At 67.6% G+C, this 17,749-nt stretch carries 19 protein-coding genes; 5 read left to right on the top strand and 14 right to left on the bottom strand.

Annotation, left to right across the window (positions count from 1 at the left end):
• Window positions 1-68: 68 nt before the first annotated feature.
• Window positions 69-608: a hypothetical protein gene (locus tag DC347_RS02105; protein WP_026264321.1), complete on the bottom strand. Its 540-nt coding sequence runs from the start codon at window positions 606-608 to the stop codon at window positions 69-71.
• A 160-nt stretch (window positions 609-768) separates the two neighbouring features.
• Between DC347_RS02105 and DC347_RS02100 the strand changes: the two genes are divergently transcribed.
• From DC347_RS02100 to DC347_RS02090, 3 genes are read left to right on the top strand one after another with little or no spacing between them, the layout of a single operon-like run.
• Window positions 769-1,059 carry a hypothetical protein gene (locus DC347_RS02100; RefSeq protein WP_026264322.1) on the top strand — a complete coding sequence of 97 codons (291 nt, stop codon included), beginning with the start codon at window positions 769-771 and terminating at the stop codon, window positions 1,057-1,059.
• Between the two features lie 3 nt (window positions 1,060-1,062).
• Window positions 1,063-1,890: a DUF1206 domain-containing protein gene (locus DC347_RS02095; RefSeq protein WP_109044300.1), complete on the top strand. Its 828-nt coding sequence runs from the start codon at window positions 1,063-1,065 to the stop codon at window positions 1,888-1,890.
• Between the two features lie 35 nt (window positions 1,891-1,925).
• Complete coding sequence (locus DC347_RS02090; protein WP_018760565.1) at window positions 1,926-2,366, top strand: SRPBCC family protein; 441 nt, start codon at window positions 1,926-1,928, stop codon at window positions 2,364-2,366.
• 65 nt (window positions 2,367-2,431) lie between these two features.
• Here DC347_RS02090 and DC347_RS02085 read toward each other — a convergent pair whose 3' ends face one another.
• From DC347_RS02085 to DC347_RS02030, 12 genes are all read right to left on the bottom strand, one after another.
• On the bottom strand, window positions 2,432-3,898 hold the full coding sequence (locus tag DC347_RS02085; RefSeq protein WP_018760566.1) for an FAD-dependent oxidoreductase: 1,467 nt from the start codon (window positions 3,896-3,898) through the stop codon (window positions 2,432-2,434).
• 97 nt (window positions 3,899-3,995) lie between these two features.
• Entirely contained in the window at window positions 3,996-5,258 is a 1,263-nt protein-coding gene (cobA, locus tag DC347_RS02080; RefSeq protein ID WP_109044299.1) for a uroporphyrinogen-III C-methyltransferase, read from the bottom strand.
• Window positions 5,259-5,345: 87 nt separating this feature from the next.
• Window positions 5,346-5,792, bottom strand: coding sequence for an SRPBCC family protein (locus DC347_RS02075; protein WP_109044298.1), 447 nt, complete (start codon window positions 5,790-5,792; stop codon window positions 5,346-5,348).
• A 105-nt stretch (window positions 5,793-5,897) separates the two neighbouring features.
• Window positions 5,898-6,863, bottom strand: coding sequence for an ABC transporter permease (locus tag DC347_RS02070; RefSeq protein ID WP_109044297.1), 966 nt, complete (start codon window positions 6,861-6,863; stop codon window positions 5,898-5,900).
• Window positions 6,853-7,578 carry an ABC transporter ATP-binding protein gene (locus DC347_RS02065; protein WP_109044296.1) on the bottom strand — a complete coding sequence of 242 codons (726 nt, stop codon included), beginning with the start codon at window positions 7,576-7,578 and terminating at the stop codon, window positions 6,853-6,855. Before DC347_RS02065 ends, DC347_RS02070 begins: the two co-directional genes overlap by 11 nt.
• Before the next feature lie 26 nt (window positions 7,579-7,604).
• Window positions 7,605-8,735: an ABC transporter substrate-binding protein gene (locus DC347_RS02060; protein ID WP_109044295.1), complete on the bottom strand. Its 1,131-nt coding sequence runs from the start codon at window positions 8,733-8,735 to the stop codon at window positions 7,605-7,607.
• A 130-nt stretch (window positions 8,736-8,865) separates the two neighbouring features.
• Window positions 8,866-9,666: a hypothetical protein gene (locus DC347_RS02055; RefSeq protein WP_109044294.1), complete on the bottom strand. Its 801-nt coding sequence runs from the start codon at window positions 9,664-9,666 to the stop codon at window positions 8,866-8,868.
• 213 nt (window positions 9,667-9,879) lie between these two features.
• Window positions 9,880-11,289 (bottom strand): sulfate adenylyltransferase subunit 1, encoded by a 1,410-nt coding sequence (locus tag DC347_RS02050; protein WP_109044293.1) that lies wholly within the window; start codon window positions 11,287-11,289, stop codon window positions 9,880-9,882.
• On the bottom strand, window positions 11,289-12,233 hold the full coding sequence (gene cysD / locus DC347_RS02045; protein ID WP_109044292.1) for a sulfate adenylyltransferase subunit CysD: 945 nt from the start codon (window positions 12,231-12,233) through the stop codon (window positions 11,289-11,291). Before cysD ends, DC347_RS02050 begins: the two co-directional genes overlap by 1 nt.
• Window positions 12,230-12,958 (bottom strand): phosphoadenylyl-sulfate reductase, encoded by a 729-nt coding sequence (locus tag DC347_RS02040; protein ID WP_018760575.1) that lies wholly within the window; start codon window positions 12,956-12,958, stop codon window positions 12,230-12,232. The genes cysD and DC347_RS02040 overlap by 4 nt, the downstream gene beginning before the upstream one ends.
• The gene (locus tag DC347_RS02035; RefSeq protein WP_109044291.1) at window positions 12,958-14,703 is read right to left on the bottom strand and encodes a nitrite/sulfite reductase; all 1,746 of its coding nucleotides are present in this window, start codon (window positions 14,701-14,703) and stop codon (window positions 12,958-12,960) included. Before DC347_RS02035 ends, DC347_RS02040 begins: the two co-directional genes overlap by 1 nt.
• Before the next feature lie 54 nt (window positions 14,704-14,757).
• Window positions 14,758-15,627, bottom strand: a complete 870-nt coding sequence (locus tag DC347_RS02030) for a sirohydrochlorin chelatase (protein ID WP_109044290.1) — start codon at window positions 15,625-15,627, stop codon at window positions 14,758-14,760.
• A gap of 60 nt (window positions 15,628-15,687) precedes the next feature.
• Between DC347_RS02030 and DC347_RS02025 the strand changes: the two genes are divergently transcribed.
• Window positions 15,688-16,341 (top strand): trimeric intracellular cation channel family protein, encoded by a 654-nt coding sequence (locus DC347_RS02025; RefSeq protein ID WP_018760578.1) that lies wholly within the window; start codon window positions 15,688-15,690, stop codon window positions 16,339-16,341.
• 50 nt (window positions 16,342-16,391) lie between these two features.
• Complete coding sequence (locus tag DC347_RS02020) at window positions 16,392-16,823, top strand: hypothetical protein (protein ID WP_018760579.1); 432 nt, start codon at window positions 16,392-16,394, stop codon at window positions 16,821-16,823.
• Between the two features lie 123 nt (window positions 16,824-16,946).
• On the opposite strand, the gene DC347_RS02015 is transcribed toward DC347_RS02020, so the two are convergent.
• On the bottom strand, window positions 16,947-17,489 hold the full coding sequence (locus DC347_RS02015; protein WP_240617672.1) for an endonuclease domain-containing protein: 543 nt from the start codon (window positions 17,487-17,489) through the stop codon (window positions 16,947-16,949).
• Between the last annotated feature and the right edge of the window lie 260 nt (window positions 17,490-17,749).

Below are 17,749 nucleotides of genomic sequence, written 5' to 3'. Positions count from 1 at the left end.
CCGCGCATGGCGGCGGCCCGGCACTGTGGTGCCGGGCCGCCGTCGTCCGTCCTGTGCCTGCCGGTGAATCAGCTCCGGCGCAGGCCTGCGAGGACGTTCGTGGGGCGCTGCATCTCGCCGTGCTTGGCGCCCAGGATGATCACCAGCGCGGCGAATCCGGGGATGGCCCACTGCAGGAGCTTGAGCTGCTGCTGGGCGGACTTCAGCTCGTCCGATGCCGCCGGCTGCGGCTCGGTGGCTCCCTTGGCCCCCTCATCGGCAAGCTTGTCCACTTTCTTGCCCAGGATGCCCGAGTACAGGGTCACCCCGGCGCCCGCAAGGGTCACGACGGTCTTGATGGCGGTGTCGCGTGCCACGCCGTCCTGCTTGGCGATCCGGCCCTTGTTTTCCCAGGCGATGGCGAGGTCTGCCGCCAGGTGCGCGGCGAACGCCGCGGTCTGGACCGGCGCCCACCGCATCCAGCCGGCGCTGGAAAGCCGGGTGCGTTCGGCGGGATCCTTGGCCTGCGCGGCCGCCCCGTTCAGGCCGATGGCGCCCATCAGCGATCCGCCGAACCATGCTGCCGCCGTCAGGTCGTGAACTGAACGCGCTAAGAGATTTCCTGCCATGATGTGCATTCCTAACGTTGTGAACGGGTTCCGGCGTGCTGCCCTCCGCGGGTGTCGCATGCCGTGTCCTAATCAAGGTATGGTCTGCTCATACTAAGCACACTTACTAATATTACGAAAGCCCGGCCCCCGGCCCCGCCGACCGCGTAATATCAACGCCATGGGAAACACAGGGACATTGTTCGGCTGGGCCTTCGGGAACCCCGCCCGGGAAAGTGACAGCGGCTATGTGGATGCGCTGGAGCGCCAGGCATTGGGGAACGCCCGGGAAACGGCCAAGGCCAAGGGCGTCAGTGTCCTCGCCGGTTCCGAAGTGTTCACCGTCCTCAGCGGGCACGATTCACTGGTGGAACTGGACAACGCCCCCGGCCAGCTGGTGGTCCGCTGCACTGTCCATGTTGAGGGCCCCGGAGCCGAGAACATGCGGGCCGAAGGGCCCATGAACGGCTAGGGCATGTCCGACGGCGATTCCACCCTCAGCCAGGCAGCGGACGCGGTCGAAGACGCGTCCAACCACAAGGTCCTCGATGTCCTGGCCCGCGCGGGATTCGCCGTCATGGCGCTGCTGCATGTGATCGTGGGTGCCATCGCGATCGCCATCGGCTTCGGCCACCAAGGGGACGCCGAGCCAACCGGGGCCATCGCCCGGCTGGCGGACAACCCCTTCGGCACCGTCGTCATGTGGGGGTGCGTGGTGGCCTGCCTGGCCTTGGCTCTCTGGCAGGCCAGCGACGCGACCCTCCGTGCCCGGAGCCTGCCCCGGAAGGAACGGCTGGCCAAACTGGTGTCGTCGGGTTTCCTTGCCATCGCGTACGGCAGCGTGGGCCTCAGCTTTGCCGGATTCGCCGTTGGGCAGCCCAGCGACTCGGGCGACAACACCAGGGATTTCAGTTCCGGCGTGATGGCGCACCCCGCAGGGCCTTGGGTCCTCGTGGCCCTGGGCCTGACCATCCTCGGCATTGGGATCTACTTCATCGTCAAGGGCCTCCGGCGCGGGTTCAAGGAGGAGCTGTTCCACTTTGACGGCACCCGGCGGGGTCGGCTGATCGACAGCCTGGGCGTCACGGGCCATGTGGCCAAGGGCATCGCCCTGGTCCTGACCGGCCTGCTGTTCGTGATCGCCGCAGCCCGGCACCGGCCCGATGAATCCACCGGACTGGACGGCAGCCTCAAGGCCCTCCAGGACCACCCGTTCGGCCCCACCCTGCTGGTGGCCATTGGCGCTGGCTTCATCGCCTACGGGATTTTCGCGATGATCCGGGCCCGGTTCGGCCGCATGTAGCACCGCCTTTTGCCCATGAAGAGAGAAGGAACCCCATGTCCACTGTCTCGCAGCTGTTCACGTGCCCCGCTGCCGACGTCTGGCGGGTCATCGCCGACGGCTGGCTGTATTCCGGCTGGGTGGTGGGCGCCTCCCGGATCAGGGATGTGGATCCCGAATGGCCGGGGCCCGGAGCCCGGCTCCACCACTCCGTAGGAGCGTGGCCGCTGGTGCTCAACGACAGCAGCCGTGTCACCGCGGTGGATCCCGGCCGCTCCCTGGAACTCGTGGCGCGCGGCTGGCCCGTGGGCGAGGCCAAGGTGGACATCAGGCTGGAGGACCGCGGCGGCGAATGCCTGGTGACCATTGCCGAGGACGCCATCCGCGGGCCGGGAAAGCTGATGCCGAAATTCCTCCGGGATCCTGTCATCTCCGCCCGGAACCGCGAGACCCTTCGCCGGCTCGAGCTCATGGCCATCGGCGGCGCGGGAAAATAGCGCAGCAGGGTTAAATGGCGGGAGCCGCGGAACGGTGGTTCCGCGGCTCCTGCAGCAACAGGATCCTAGACCTGGGCGGACACGCCATCACGGGAAATGGACACCATGTCCTCGCGCGGGACCACCTTGATGCGCTCACGCTTGACCTCGACGCCGTGCGAGCCGCCGGCCTCGGTGGCGGCCGCGCCAAGCGCGAGTTCGTGGGCGTCCAGGGCCAGCCAGCCTTCCCAGGACGTGAACTTCACGCCGCGGGCATCGAGGAGCTCGACGACGGCGTCTTCAGCAGGCGCGGAGGCGACCGGGAGGTTTTCGCGGTCTTCCAGCAAGTAGGTCACGGTTTCCAGGGCGTCGCCCTTGGTGTGCCCGATCAAGCCGACGGGGCCACGCTTGATCCAGCCGGTGGCGTAGATACCCGGCACATGGTTGCCTTCGGCGTCCAGGACGCGGCCGCCGTCGTTCGGGATGACGCCCCGCTTGTGGTCGAACTCGATCTCGGGCAGGGCGGAACCGAAGTAGCCGATGGCGCGGTACACGGCCTGGACCGGGTAGTCCACGTACTCGCCGGTGCCGCGGGCGTTGCCCGTGCCGTCCAGCTCGGTGCGCTCGAACTTGATGCCGGCCACTTTGCCCGGAGCTTCGGCGTCGTCGTAGATCTCCACCGGGCTGTGCAGGAAGTGCAGGTGCAGGCGGCGGGAAGCCGTGAGCTCGGAGAGGTCTTCGGGCTGCTCTGCGATCCAGTTGGTGAGCGTGCCCACCATGGTCTTGGTCTGGTTGTTCGTCTGGATCTGGCGGTCCGATTCCTCGTCGAACTCGAAGTCCTCCGGGTACAGGATGATGTCCACGTCCTTGGAGTGGGACAGCTCGCGGAGCTCCAGCGGGGTGAACTTGACCTGGGCAGGCCCGCGGCGGCCGAAGACATGGACGTCCGTGACCGGGGAAGCCTTCAGGCCGGCGTAGACGTTGTCCGGGATTTCGGAAACAAGGAGGTCGTCGGCGTGCTTGGACAGGACGCGGGCCACGTCCAGCGCCACGTTGCCGTTGCCGATCACGGCGATCTCCTTGGCCTCGAGCGGCCATTCACGGGGGACGTCCGGGTGTCCGTCGTACCAGGAGACGAAGTCGGCGCCGCCGTAGGAGCCGTCCAGCTCGATGCCGGGGATGTTCAGGTCCGCGTCCTTGATGGCGCCGGTGGCGAAGATGACGGCGTCGTAGTGGGTGCGCAGGTCCTCGATGGTGAGGTCCGTGCCGTAGTCCACGTTGCCGAAGAAGCGGATGTCGCCGCGGTCCAGGACCTTGTGCAGGGCGTTGACGATGCCCTTGATGCGGGGGTGGTCCGGGGCCACGCCGTAGCGGATCAGGCCGTAGGGCGCCGGGTAGCGGTCGAAGAGGTCGATGCTGACGGTCAGCTCGCCGCTCTTGACGGCCTCGCTCTTGGTGAGGATGTCAGCGGCGTAGACGCCGGCCGGGCCGGAGCCAACGACGGCGACGCGCAGCGGACGCGCAGCAGTTCCTACGGTGGTGCTGGATGACACGGCTGTGTTCCTTTTCTTCGTTCCGGCCCAACTGGCTCGCATTCGTTGCCGTTTTGACGGCTCAGAACGACAACAACTGCCAGTCAGTTGGGTGGGGCTAGGTGGTGAGGACGGTCTTGCGGGGGCTGTTCGGGGTGGTGGTGCCGTAGTCGGCGGTTTTGAAGTGCGGCGGAGCGAACGGGCTCACGCGCACCACGTCACCGATGACGATCACGGCGGGGTTGGCAACACCGGCGGCGTCGGCCTGGTCCGCGATGGAACCGAGCGTGCCGATGGTGACGCGCTGGTCCGGCAGGTAGCCGTTTTCCACGATACCAACAGGGGTGTCCGCCGGCATGCCCGCTTCGCCCAGCGCGGACGCGGATTCCCGGAGCTGGCCGACGCCCATGAGCAGGACGATGGTGTGGTCCGGGCGGGCGGGAACCTCGGAGAGTTCCTCGTGTCCGGTCACCACGCTGAAGCCCTTGGCCAAGCCGCGGTGCGTCACGGGGATGCCTGCGGCGGCCGGGACGGAGGTGGCCGATGTAACGCCGGAAACCACTTCAACCTCCACACCGTGCTGGCGGCAGTATTCGGCTTCCTCGCCGCCGCGGCCCAGCACGTAGGGGTCCCCGCCCTTGAGCCGGACCACGCGGTGGCCCTTCAGCGCTTCTTCGACCAGGATCCGGTTGATCTCCGCCTGCGGCACCGGGTGGTGGCCGGGGGTCTTGCCCACTTCGATGACGCGGACGTCCGGAGCCAGTTCGTTCAGGAGGCCGCGGGGGCCCAGGCGGTCAGCCACGACGACGTCGGCCTGCCCCAGGAGCCGGCGGCCGCGGACCGTGATGAGGCCGGTATCGCCGGGGCCGCCACCAACCAATGCTACGGTTCCCCGGTGTGCGCGGCGGCGGCGCAGCGGGAGGTCGCCGGTTTCGAGGGCGGTGGCGACGGCGTCGCGGACGGCCATGGCGCGGCGCGGGTCTCCCCCGGCGTTCACGGCGATCTTGACGTCATCCACCTCGGCGACGGCGGGCGTCCAGGCGGCGGAGGCTTCGTGGTTGGAGGCATTGACGCACCAAACCCGCTGCGCCTCGGCGTCGGCCGATACCTGGGCATCCACCTCCGGGTCGCCGGTGGCGGTCTGGGCGAACCACGCGCCGTCGACGTCGCTGGAATGGTAGGGCCGCGCTTCCCAGGTGAGCAGGCCGGCGTCGGCCATCTCCTTCAGCGCGGGCGAGGCAACCGGGGCCACGACCGTGACCACTGCACCGGCGTCGAGCAGGCCTTTGGCGCGGCGTGCGGCAACCGGGCCGCCGCCCACCACCAGCACGGGGCGGCCGAGCAGCCGCAGCGCCGTGGGGTATATGTCCTGAATTGCCATGGATCAACGGTAGGGCCGCGTCACATTCGCCAACAAAGGCCGAGCAACACCAGTTCACGCAAGGTAATGCTGCGTCACAAACGATTCCTAGGGCCGCCCGGCGAGGAACCGGCCCCTGCGGATGATCAGGCGCTCCAGGTAGCGGGCCAGGACAAGCCGTTCGACGGCGGTACCCAGGGCCCCGAGCGGGGCGGTGAACTCCACCCGGTCCGTCATCACGCTTCCCGTGGCAGTGGGCGCGAAGTCATGGACATGCCGGAAGGCCTTGAAGGGGCCGCTCAACTGTTCGTCGGTGAAGCTGCGCGGGTAATCCAGATGGGTAATGCGGCTGGTCATGGTGAGCGGGACGCCGAAGTGCCGTGCCCGCCAGGTGACCTCCTGGCCGTGCCCGATCAGCCCGCCCGTGACACCGGCCACCGCGCGCTCCCCGGATGCCTGCTGCGAGTCCACGTGCAGGTCGATGCTGCGTGCCCGGTCGAAGAGCTGCTCCACGGGGAGCGAGGACTCGGTGCGGCATGCGAAGCTGGCTGTCATGGCGCCAGTCTGCCACCTGTTCCCGACCCGAGCGGGCAGGACAGCAGAAAGCCCGACAGCGGGACTCGCCGTCGGGCTCTCTGCAGGGTTGGGTGCCGGCGTGGGCTAGCGGGTACTGCCGGACAGGAGGCCCCGGCTGCGGAGGAGCCGCTTCTCGATGGGGCCGAAGACCAGCAGCTCAATCAGGATGCCCACCGCCAGGATCAGGAGGATGGCAGCCATGACCACGGCCATGTCCGAAAGGGTCCGGCCCTGGTCCAGCAGCGAACCCAGGCCAAAGCCGATGGTGCCGCCCACCGCAATGATTTCAGCGGCCATGAGGGAACGCCAGGAGAAGGCCCAGCCCTGCTTCAGGCCGCCCAGGTACCCCGGCAGCGCGGCCGGAAGGACAATCTGCAACGCCATCTGGAGCCGGGACGCACCCAGCACCGTGCCCACCCTGCGGTACTGCGGCGGGATCTGGTCCACGCCGGAGATGAGCCCGTTGATGATGGAGGGGATGGCTCCCATGAACACCACGAAGTAGACGGTGGCGTCGGTGAGGCCGAACCAGATGATGGCCGCGGGGACCCAGGCCACCGAGGGCAGGACCTGCAGGCCGGAGATCAGCGGGCCGAAAGCGCGCCGCAGAGGCGCCACCTGGGCCAGGAGCAGCCCCACCGGCGTGGCGATGGCCACCGAGATGAGGAAACCCACCACGCCCCGCTGCAGTGACGTCCAGACGGACTCTTGCAGCTTGCCGTCGCTCCAGAGGACGCCCAGCTGGCCGAGGACGTCCAGCGGACCCGGCACCAGGTCGCGGCGCTTGACGCCCAACGAGACGTAAAACTGCCAGACCAGCACCAGGACCACCAGGGCAGCCACGGGCAGGAGGATCCGGCTCCAGTCGATCCGGTGCTTCCGGTCGGCGTCGGACTGCAGGGAATCCAGGCCGGACTCCAGCTCCCGGAGGTCCTCTTTGCCAGTGGAGGTCCTGGTCAGGGCGGCGTGGACGTGACGGGTTTCAGCGGCCGTGGCTTCGACAGGCTCAACCACCGGCTCCTCCTCAACCAGGGGTGGGTTACTTGGCATGGCGGCGAATCTCCTCCCGCAGCCGGGCCGTGATGACCCCGGTCAGCTGGCCGGCGAGCCCGGCGTCGGTTCGGTGTTCCTCGGTGACGGACCATTCCTGGACCACCCGTCCGGGACGGGAGGACAGGAGCAGGACGCGCTGTCCCAGCCGGACGGCCTCGCGGACGTTGTGGGTGACGAAGACGATGGTGCGTCCGGTTTCCTTCCAAATCCGTTCCAGCTCATCGTGCAGCAGGTCACGGGTAATGGCGTCCAACGCGGCGAAGGGCTCGTCCATGAGCAGCAGTTGCCGGTCCTGCGCCAGCGAGCGGGCCAGTGATACTCGCTGCCGCATGCCGCCGGAGAGTTCGTGCGGACGCTTGTCCCCGGCAGAGCCGAGGTGCACGAGGTCCAGGAGTTCCTGGGCCTTGGTGCGGCGCTCGGTTTTGCCCACTCCCCTGAGCTTCAGGGCCAGTTCGATATTTTCCCGGGCCGTGAGCCACGGGAACAGCGCGGCGTCCTGGAACATGAAGGCGGCGCCGTCGCTGGGCACTTCCAGGGCGCCCGACGTCGGCGCTTCCAGTCCCGCGATGATGTTCAGGAGGGTGGACTTGCCGCAGCCGGAGGCACCGAGGAGGGCAACGAACTCGCCCTGCTTGATGTTGGCGTTGACGTCGTCCAGTACCGGGGCGCCGTCGCCGAAGCGTTTGCCCAGGTTTTCCAGTACGACTGGCATGGTGCCGTCCTTAGGTAGTGGGTGGGTCAGTCCTGGCCGAGGCCGGCCGCGGAGATCTTGTCGGCGCCACCGGTGACCTGGTTGAGCGCACGGAGGTCGAAGAGCCCGTTGATGTCGGCCTTCTTGGTGGTTCCCGCATCCACCCCGTCCTGCAGGAGCTTGGGGTAGCTGCCGGCCAGCGGGTCAAGGGTGAAGGTGATGTTTGCCAGCGACCTGGTGAGGACATCGGTGGGCAATGCTGCCCCGGCGGATTCCTGCAGTGCGGCGTTAATGAGGTTCGCCTTCTCGTCAGCAGACGCGGAGTTGAGCCAGGCCACGGATTCGGTGTTGCCTGTCAGCAGCGCCTTGACGGTATCCGGGTGGTCCGCCGCGAACTTCTGGTTCACGATCAGGATGGTGGTGGGAAACTCACCCGGCTTGCCGGTCCCGGTGCCGTCCCACAGGTCCTTTTCATCCACCAGCACCTTGGCGCCGGCCTGGAGCACCAGGCGGGAGGCCCAGGGCTCCGGCAGCCACGCGCCGTCGAGCTTTCCGTCCTGGAACAGCTTGAGGGTCTGGGCGTTCTCGGTGGGGTTGATGGCGACGTCGCCACTGCCATCCACGTTGGTCTTGTAGCCCTGCTTCGAAAGCCAGGCGCGGAGCGCGACGTCCTGGGTTCCGCCCAGCTGGGGCGATGCGAGGGTCTTGCCCTTGAGGTCTGCGGCGGAGTTGATCTCCGGCTTGACCACCAGCTGGGCACCGCCCGCCGCCGCCCCGGCAATCACCCGGACGGACTCGCCCTGGCTCTTGGCGAACGAGTTGATGGCCGGGTTGGGGCCGATGTAGGCGGCATCGATGGCACCGGCGTTCAGGGCTTCGATGGCGGCCGGTCCGGCGTTGAACGTCTGGGTGCTGAGCTTGGTGCTGCCAAGGGCCTGCTGGAGGAATCCTTTTTTGACGCCCACCAGGGCCGGGGCGTGCGTGACGTTGCCGAAGTAGCCCAGCTTCAGCTCGGCCGCGGGGCTGGGCTCTGCGGCCTGGGCCTCGGTGTTGCGGGAGACGTTCGAGGCCACAATGGCTCCGACGGCGATCAGGAAGACCAGCCCGATGGCCAGGGCAGCTTCGATGGCACGCTTGCGCTTGGGAACCGCGCTTTCGCCTGCCACGATGCGGGTCATCCCGGGCTTGGAACTAGTCATTGTTTCACCATAGGGAGTGGCCCAAACCCGTTCAATGACGCGGAAACGGGGGGTCACGCACGTTCATGTAGCGTCACATTAGGCCGCCCCGGGGCCCGGTTTCACAAATTCAGGCGCTGCGGCGTTGACCAACTGCCACGGCATGTGCGCCACCTCGGTGGCGGGGTCCTGCCACGCTCGCCCGGTGGTGGAGCAGGCGGCGCACGTTGAGCCAGCAAAACAAGGCCAGTCCCAGGTACAGGCAGAACTCCATCACTTCGGAATACTCAGAAATTCCGTAATCGGCCGCCGGCCACACCAACAGGCGGAAGAGGCGGTACGCCGCGGCAAGCCCAAAGGCCGGCACCAGGCCCAGGGGCGGAATGAGTAAGTGCAAGGGCGCGGCCTGCTTCCAACGTGCCCGGACCGCCGCCCACACCAGAGGGGCGCACGCGCCGTACAGGCTGGCCAGGAGCATGGCTGCCGGGACCAGTTCCTGCACGCCTCGGATGTTGTGCAGCGTGGTTTCACCCTGCCGGTTGATCTGCTCCATGGATTCGGGAGTCTGCCAGCCAAAGATGCGCTGTCCCCAGGAAATTTCCTCGCCCGCGAGGAACCATGCCGCGGCGCCGACCAGACCGTAAACAACAGCCATGCCCCTCTGTCCGGACGCCGGGAGCCGGGCGGCGATGAACGTCAGGAAGATCGCCGCCGCCAGGAGGCTGAGGAACTGCAGCCACTCCACCAGCGAGTCCTCGGCGAGGAGCCAGATGTACAGCGGGGGGTATACGACCGTGGCCGCAGCCGCCACCGAAATACCGCCGGGGATCAGGGCGAGCGTCACTGCCTGCCGCCGGGTGATCCGCCACTCCCGGGCATCACGGGCACATGCCAGTACCGCTGTGGTCCGCCACCGGTGGATGGTTGGCATCGCGCCTCCCGAACGAATGGCCCGGGCTCGGAACCGCGGGCATCGAGCAAACAATGCCTGAGCTTCCCATGCCACACTTCGTCCCGAAAGATCCGGCGGGCACATTTTGCGGTTAACGTGCGGATTGCCGCATGAACGCGAAAACGCCGGAAACCTGCGGGCTCGCTGTTCAGGAACGGCGAGCCCGCAGTTTTCCGGCGAATCGAAAAAGGACTAGATGCTGTAGCGCTCGTCCTCGTGGTCGCCCGGGTGGTCCTTGACCAGGCCGGCGGCCAGCGTGTTGCCGTCCAGCGGGTCGATGACCAGGAACGCTCCGGTGCGGCGGTGGTGCAGGTAGTTTTCCAGCGGCAACGGGGCGGCGAGCCGGAGCTGCGCGTGGCCGATGTCGTTGAGCTCCAGGTTCGAGGCGGCTTCCAGCTTGAAGGTGGCCAGGTCCAGTTTGCCGGAGACGTTGCGGACCATCGCCTGCACCGTACGGGTGCCGTGCTTGACCAGCACCTTCTGGCCTTCGCGCAGCGGCTTCGGGGACAGCCAGCAGAGGGCGGCGTACAAATCGGCGGAGGCTTCGCGGACGGTTCCTGCGGCGGCGATGGTGTCACCGCGGGCGACGTCGAACTCGTCCGCCAGCCGGATGGCCACAGACTGCGGTGCGGCGGCTTCCTGCAGCGAAGCGCCAGCGAAGTCGATGCCCGCCACGGTGGTGGTGCGCGGAGACTGGCCCGGCGTCAGTACGGAAACCTTGTCTCCCACCTTGACCGAGCCTTCGGTGATCTGGCCGGCGTAGGCGCGGTAGTCGCGGTAGGCCTCCGCGTCCAGGCCGGCGGCGACGGCATCCGGAGCCAGGGCGCCCTGCGGCCGGATCACCAGTTGCACGGGGAAGCGGAAGCTTTCCAGGTGGCTCTCGAGCTCATCGGCGGCGGGGAGGGTTTCGAGGACCTCGAGCAGGGCGGGGCCTGTGTACCAGGGGGTGCGCTCGGAGCGGTCCACCACGTTGTCGCCGTCGAGCGCCGAAACCGGGATGACCAACAGGTCGCTGATGCCGTCCGAGCCGAGGCCCAGTTCGCGGCCCACCTGCTGCACATCGGCTTCGATCCCGCGGAAGACGGATTCGCTGAAGTCCACCAGGTCGATCTTGTTCACGGCCACGATCACGTGCGCCACGCGGAGCAGCTGCAGCACGGACAGGTGCCGGCGGGTCTGCTCCAGCACGCCCTTGCGGGCGTCGATGAGGACGACGACGGCATCCGCGGTGGACGCGCCGGTCACCGTGTTCTTGGTGTACTGCACGTGCCCGGGGCAGTCAGCCAGGATGAAGCTGCGCTGGTCGGTGGCGAAGTAGCGGTAGGCCACGTCGATGGTGATGCCCTGTTCGCGCTCGGCACGCAGGCCGTCGGTCAGCAGGGCCAGGTCGATGCCGCCCTTGTCGCCGCCAAAGCCGCGGTCCGCTGAGGTGCGGGCGACGGCGTCGAGCTGGTCAGCCAGGATCGCCTTGGAATCGTGCAGGAGGCGGCCCACCAAGGTGGACTTGCCGTCGTCGACCGATCCTGCCGTGGCGAACCGGAAGAGGGTGGTGGGCAGGCTGTCGTTGATTGAGCCTGTCGAAATCTCGGAAATCGTGCTCATTAGAAGTACCCGTCCTTCTTGCGGTCTTCCATGGCGGCCTCGGAGATGCGGTCATCTGCGCGGGTGGCGCCACGTTCGGTGAGGGTGGAGGCGGCGACCTCAACCACGACGTCGGACACGGTGTAGGCGTCCGATTCGACGGCGCCCGTGCAGGACATGTCCCCCACGGTGCGGTAGCGGACGGTCTTGGTGATGACGTCCTCACCCTCGCGCGGCTGGGAGACCTCGCCGACTGCCCGCCACATGCCGTCACGGGCGAAGACCTCGCGCTCGTGGGCGTAGTACAGGCCGGGCAGCTCGATGTTCTCGCGCTCGATGTACCGCCAGATGTCCAGCTCGGTCCAGTTGCTGATGGGGAAGGCCCGGACGTGCTGGCCCACGGTGTGTCGGCCGTTGTAGAGGTTCCACAGCTCGGGGCGCTGGTTGCGCGGGTCCCACTGGCCGAACTCGTCGCGGAGGCTCAGGATCCGCTCCTTGGCGCGGGCCTTGTCCTCGTCGCGGCGGCCGCCACCGAAGACGGCGTCGAACTTGTTCTGCTGGATCGCGTCCAGCAGCGGGACGGTCTGCAGCGGGTTGCGGGTGCCGTCGGCGCGCTCGGCCAGCGCGCCGCGGTCGATGAACTCCTGGACGGAGCCGACCACGAGTTTCAGGCCGAGCCGCTCCACGGTGCGGTCGCGGAAGTCGATGACCTCGGGGAAGTTGTGGCCGGTGTCCACGTGCAGCACGGGGAACGGCACCTTGCCGGGCCAGAAAGCCTTGGTGGCCAGGTGCAGCATCACCACGGAGTCCTTGCCGCCGGAGAACAGCAGCGCAGGCTTCTCGAACTCGGCAACAACCTCGCGGATGATGTGGATGGCTTCGGACTCCAGGGTGTCCAGGCTGGACAGGCGCGTGGATACGGCGGCGTCAGTCACCTGGGTCTCCTCGGTAAGTGAAGTGCTCATACGTGTAGTCCGCATTCTGTCTTGTCGGTTCCTGCCCAGCGGCCGGCGCGGGGGTCCTCGCCGGGTGCCACCTTGCGGGTGCAGGGCTGGCAGCCGATGGAGGGGTAGCCCTGGGAAAGCAGCGGGTTGACGGGCAGGAGGTTGTCGTCGGAGTACTGGACCAGCTGGTCGAACGTCCAGGCGGCCATCGGGTTGACCTTGACCAGGCCGTTCTTCTCGTCCCAGCCGATCAGGGGCGTGTTGGTGCGTGTGGGGGCTTCGTCGCGGCGGACCCCGGTGAACCACAGCTCGTAGCCGGCCAGGGTGCGCTGCAGCGGAGCCACCTTGCGGAGGGCGCAGCACTGGGCGGCGTCGCGGGCGAAGAGGTCCTTGCCCAGGAGCCGGTCCTGCTGCTCCACGGTGTTTTCGGGGAGCACGTCCACCACGTTGACGCGGAGGTTTGCGGCCACTTCGTCACGCGTGGCATAGGTTTCCGGGAAGTGGTAGCCGGTCTCCAGGAACAGGACGTCGACGCCGGGCATCTGGTCCGCGACCAGGGCCGGCAGGACGGCGTCAGCCATGGAGCAGGCGACCGCGACGGCGGGCAGGTCGAAGTTGCGCTCCACCCAGGCGATGACGTCGCGGGCGGGGGCGTCCCAGCCGAGCTCGGCTGCGCCGGCTTCAGCCAGTGCCTTGAGCTCCTCGACCGGACGCTTGGCGGGTGCGGGTGCCAGGTGTTTTGCCACTACTGGAGTGCCTCCTCGTCTGCTGCGTGGGCCCATTCGGCGAAGGTCTGGCCTTCGGCACGGTCGGCGACGAACCGGCGCACCACGCGCTCCACGTAATCGGGCAGGTCGTCGACGTACACTTTCAGGCCGCGGACGGTCCGGCCCAGGCCGGCTTCCTCGCGGGTGTTGTTAGCCAGGCCGCCGCCAAGGTGGACCTGGAAACCCGGGGAGGGCTCGCCGTCGGGCGTTGGCAGCATCATGCCCTTGAGGCCGATATCAGCCGTCTGGATCCGGGCGCAGGAGTTGGGGCAGCCGTTGATGTGCAGGGACAGTGCCTGCGGCAGCTGGCCTGATTCGGCGAGGTCGGCCAGGCGGCGTTCCAGTTCGGCCACGGAGGTGGCGGCCGTCATCTTGGTTTCAACGATGGCCAGCTTGCAGTATTCGATGCCGGTGCAGGCGATGGTGCCGCGGCGGAACACCGACGGCCGTGCAGAGAGGCCCAGCGCGTCCAGTTCGGCCACCAGCGGCTCCACCTGGTCCTTGTCGACGTCCAGGACCACGAGCTTCTGGTGCGGGGTGGTGCGCAGCCGGTAGGAGCCGCGTGCCTCCAGGGTGTCGGCGAGCTTGACCAGCGCGGAGCCGGAAAGCCGGCCGGCCAGCGGCGTGGCGCCGATGAAGAATTTGCCGTCCTTCTGCTCGTGCACGCCCACGTGGTCGCCCGGGGTGGCGGGCTTGGGGGCGGCGGGACCGTCCGCCAGCTTGTAGCCGAGGTATTCGTCCTCGAGGATCTGGCGGAACTTCTCCGGCCCCCAGTCGGCCATCAGGAACTTCAGGCGGGCCTTGGTGCGCATGCGGCGGTACCCGTAGTCGCGGAAGATGCTGGTGACGCCGAGCCACACGTCGGCGGCCTGCTCCGGCTTCACGAAGGCGCCCAGGCGCTTGCCCAGCATGGGGTTGGTGGACAAGGCGCCGCCGGCCCACAGGTCGTAGCCGATGCCGAGTTCGGGGTGCTTGACGCCCACGAGCGCGAAGTCGTTGATCTCGTGCACCACGTCCTGGCTGGGGTGGCCGGTGATGGCGGTCTTGTACTTGCGCGGCAGGTTGGACAGCAGCGGGTTGCCGATGAACCGCTCCCCCAGCTCGGCGATGAGCGGGGTGGGGTCGATGATCTCGTCCTTGGCGATGCCGGCCACGGGCGAGCCCAGGATGACGCGGGGAACGTCACCGCAGGCTTCGGTGGTGGACAGGCCCACGGATTCCAGGCGGTTCCAGATCTCGGGGATGTCCTCCACCTGGATCCAGTGCAGCTGGATGTTTTGGCGGTCCGTCAGGTCGGCGGAGTCGCGGGCGAAGTCCACCGAGATCCGGCCGATCACGCGCAGCTGCTCGGTGGTGAGCGCGCCACCGTCGATCCGCACGCGGAGCATGAAGTACTTGTCCTCAAGCTCGTGCGGCTCGAGCGTGGCGGTCTTGCCGCCGTCGATCCCGGGCTTGCGCTGGGTGTACAGGCCCCACCAGCGGAACCGGCCGTGCAGGTCCTGGCTCGGGATGGCGTCGAAGCCTTCCTTGGCGTAGATGGTCTCGATACGCTCGCGGACGTTCAGGCCGTCGTCTTCCTGCTTCCAGGTTTCGTTGGCATTCAGCGGCGTCTTGCCGTCCACCTTCCACTGGCCGTGCGGCTTCGTGGCGGGTCGGGACGGGCGTGCGGGGCGCTTGGGGGCAGCGGAGTCCGCAGACGCTCCGGCTAGAGCTGTATCAGTCATGCAACGACTGTAGGGTGCCCCCGATTTACGTCACAAAGGTCCGGAAATGCTGAGTCACCTAGGGAAATATTTCGTCACGAAACGCCGAACGGCCTTGAAGATGCCACCCTGCTGTGCATCGGCGGGTGCCCCGGGCACTCCCGCCGTCGGTGCTGCGGGCGCGGCTTCCGGGGCAGGTTCGGAGCGGGTTGCGTGCATTGCCGCGACGGCGGCGTCGTACCTGTCCAGCGCGATGTCCGCGAGCGTCGCGGATGGCAGCAGGGGTTCGGTGACGACGTCGGCACCCGCCTTCGCGAGCTGGTCGTGGAAGAAGCCCGGCGCCAGCAGGTAGGAGGCAATCACCACCCGGCCGCCGACGTCGACCGCTCCTGCGGACTCCCCCGCGCCCGCACCTCCTGCCAGCTCCTCCCGAAGCATGGCGACGGCGTCGGGCACCGAGGGCTTGGCCGAGGCGCCGTACGCGGCCACAATCCGGTTGGACCGGAGCTCCCGGAGCTGGCCCAGCAGCTCCTCGACGCTGACGGCGGCGTTGGGATTGGACGAGCCCGCCGCGGCGAGGACGACGACGTCGTTGTCCGTGGTGCCCGCCTCACGCAGCCGCTGGTCCAGCAGGGCGGCAAGCCGGGGGTCCGGGCCCAGCGGAGCGGCGGCGGCGCTGCCGGGGCGGCTCTTCACAGCCCGCGCAATGTCCACCTTCACGTGGTACCCGACACTCAGCAGCAGCGGGACCACCACCGCGGGCTCCCCCTCCGGCAGGCCGGCCACCACGTCCACCAGGTCCGGCTGCTGGACGTCAACATATGCTTCCCGGACCTCCAGGCCCGGCCGCAGTCCAGCGATGGCGGCGCGCAGCGCGTTGACCTCCGCGGCCCCCTGTGTGTTGGACGTCCCATGGGCGCAGGCGATCATGATGGGGCTGTTCATAGGGGCTAGCGTAACGTTGGAGCCGCCCTGTCCGCCCTCTTTGAAATACCGGGACGCCCCATGACATTCGCCTTTGACAACTCCCCGGTATGGCTGGACCTGCTGGGCGTGTTTTTCTTTGCCGTATCGGGGTCATTGCTTGCGGCACGGAAGCAGATCGACATTGTCGGCTCCCTGCTGCTGGCTTCGCTGGTGGGCCTCGGCGGCGGCGTCATCCGGGACATCATCATCGCCGTGGTCCCGGCAGCATTCACCAACCCCGCCTACCTGTTCCCGCCGGTCTTCGCCACGGCGCTCGTGTATTTCCTGTTCTCCAGCGTCCAGCGCTACACGTCGCTGCTGGTCCTCTTCGACGCCGCCGGCCTGGCCCTGTTCTGCATGACCGGCACCCTCAAGGCCCTGGCCACCGGCCTGAACCCGGTGGCGTCTGTGCTGCTGGGCGTGACGACGGCGGTAGGCGGCGGCCTGTTGCGCGACATCACCGCCAACGAGGTGCCGGAACTCTTCAACCCCAAGGACATTTACGCGCTGCCGGCGTTCCTGGGTTCTTCCCTGACCGCCGTGTTGTGGGTGCTGGGCGTCTTCAACGTGCTGACGGCGGCGGCCATCGCGGCATTGGTTTTCACGTTCCGGGTACTGGCCTGGCGGCGGTCGTGGCAGGCGCCGCTTGCCGTCCGCGGGTGGCACCGGCGGGCTGGCGATACGGGGCTGTAGTGGCTGCTCCGTGTCATCTCGGAGGGTCCGGCATTGGCTAGGATATGAGCATGACTGACATGTTCCTCGAGAAGTTCCGCGCGCTTGTTCCGAAGTATCTCGAGGATGAATGGCAGGAAGCAGATGGCCTGACCCCGGAGGAACTGGACAGCGCCCTCGCCGAGCACCAGTTCGAGATCCCGCTGGTCCTGCGCGAGTTCTACCTTGCCCTGGGCGGCTGCGAAGACCTGATGGAGGCCTACCACTACTTCTGGGACCCGGAAGAGCTCGAGGTCGATGACGAGGGCTTCCTGATGTTCCTCGAAGACGAAGAGGAACAGTTCACCTGGGGCTTCCGCGTGGGCGACCTCGGCGTCCCGGACCCCATTGTGTACCGCCGCAACAACGCCCGCGGCCAGTGGAAATCCGAGGAAGGCACCTTCTCCGAGTTCGTGTTCGACATGTTCGAGTGGGCTTTCGAGGACGACGAAGAGGAAGAGTAGGGGCTCCCCACTCCCCTGCTGGGCCGGCCCTCGCTGAATCTCCCCGCCTTTGAGGGGTGCCGACGGCGTGTTCCCCGGTTTTGCCCGCGAGTCCCCGGCTTTGCGGTTGAAAGTTGGGGAATTTCAGCGGATGACCCTGCCCCCGAGCACCTGCCAGACCTCGGCAAGCACCTTCTGCGGGTTGTGGACGACGTCCGCGTACCCGTATCGCAACACCGCATAGCCGCTGAGGGTGCTGGCATTGTTCCGTGAGCGGTCTTTCTTCACCTGTCGCGGCTCCAGGTGGCTGGCGCCGTCGATCTCGACGATCAGGAACCCCTCCAGCAGGAAGTCGACGTAGCCGATTCCGGGCAACCCGACCTGGGTTTGGGTATGGATTCCCGCTGCACGAAAGAGGATGCGGGCCACCACTTCAAGTGGCGAATCCGCGCTGCCGTCGACAAGGTCCAGGACTTGGCGCGCGGCTCCATTCCGGTTTCCCGGCAGCCGTTGATGCAGGTACGGCAAGGTCGTCACGCCTTGCCGCACCGCGGCCACAAAGTCCTGAGGGGCTTCCCGGAGGGCCAGCATCCCGTGCCTGAGGCGGCAGAGTTCACCGGATGCCGCCGCGTTGCGGATGTCCCGGTCGGAGAACCCGGCCTTGAGGATTGTTGCCGTGCGGGCCACAGAACCGGCATGGCGAAGGAAGTGACAAACATCCATGAGGTCAGCCCAGCGGACGGATGCCCCCGCCGGGGAGCCTGATTCGCGCTATGTGGGTAACCCGCGGCGCTGAAACTCCTCACGTTCCGGCTGCCGTCCCGGCGCGCCACTGCAACATGCCGGGGTTGGTCACCCGCCGGCGCTGAAAGGCGGGCAGACTCAGCGGAAAAACTTTTTGACACAGGCAGTTACAGAAGACTTGCGCATTGTGACAAAGCTGTCAT

It is taken from the genome of Pseudarthrobacter sp. AG30 (genome assembly GCF_003116525.1).
Lineage (GTDB): Bacteria > Actinomycetota > Actinomycetes > Actinomycetales > Micrococcaceae > Arthrobacter.
Note: the sequence above shows the minus strand (reverse complement) of the source record. Positions and strands in the feature narration are given on the sequence as shown.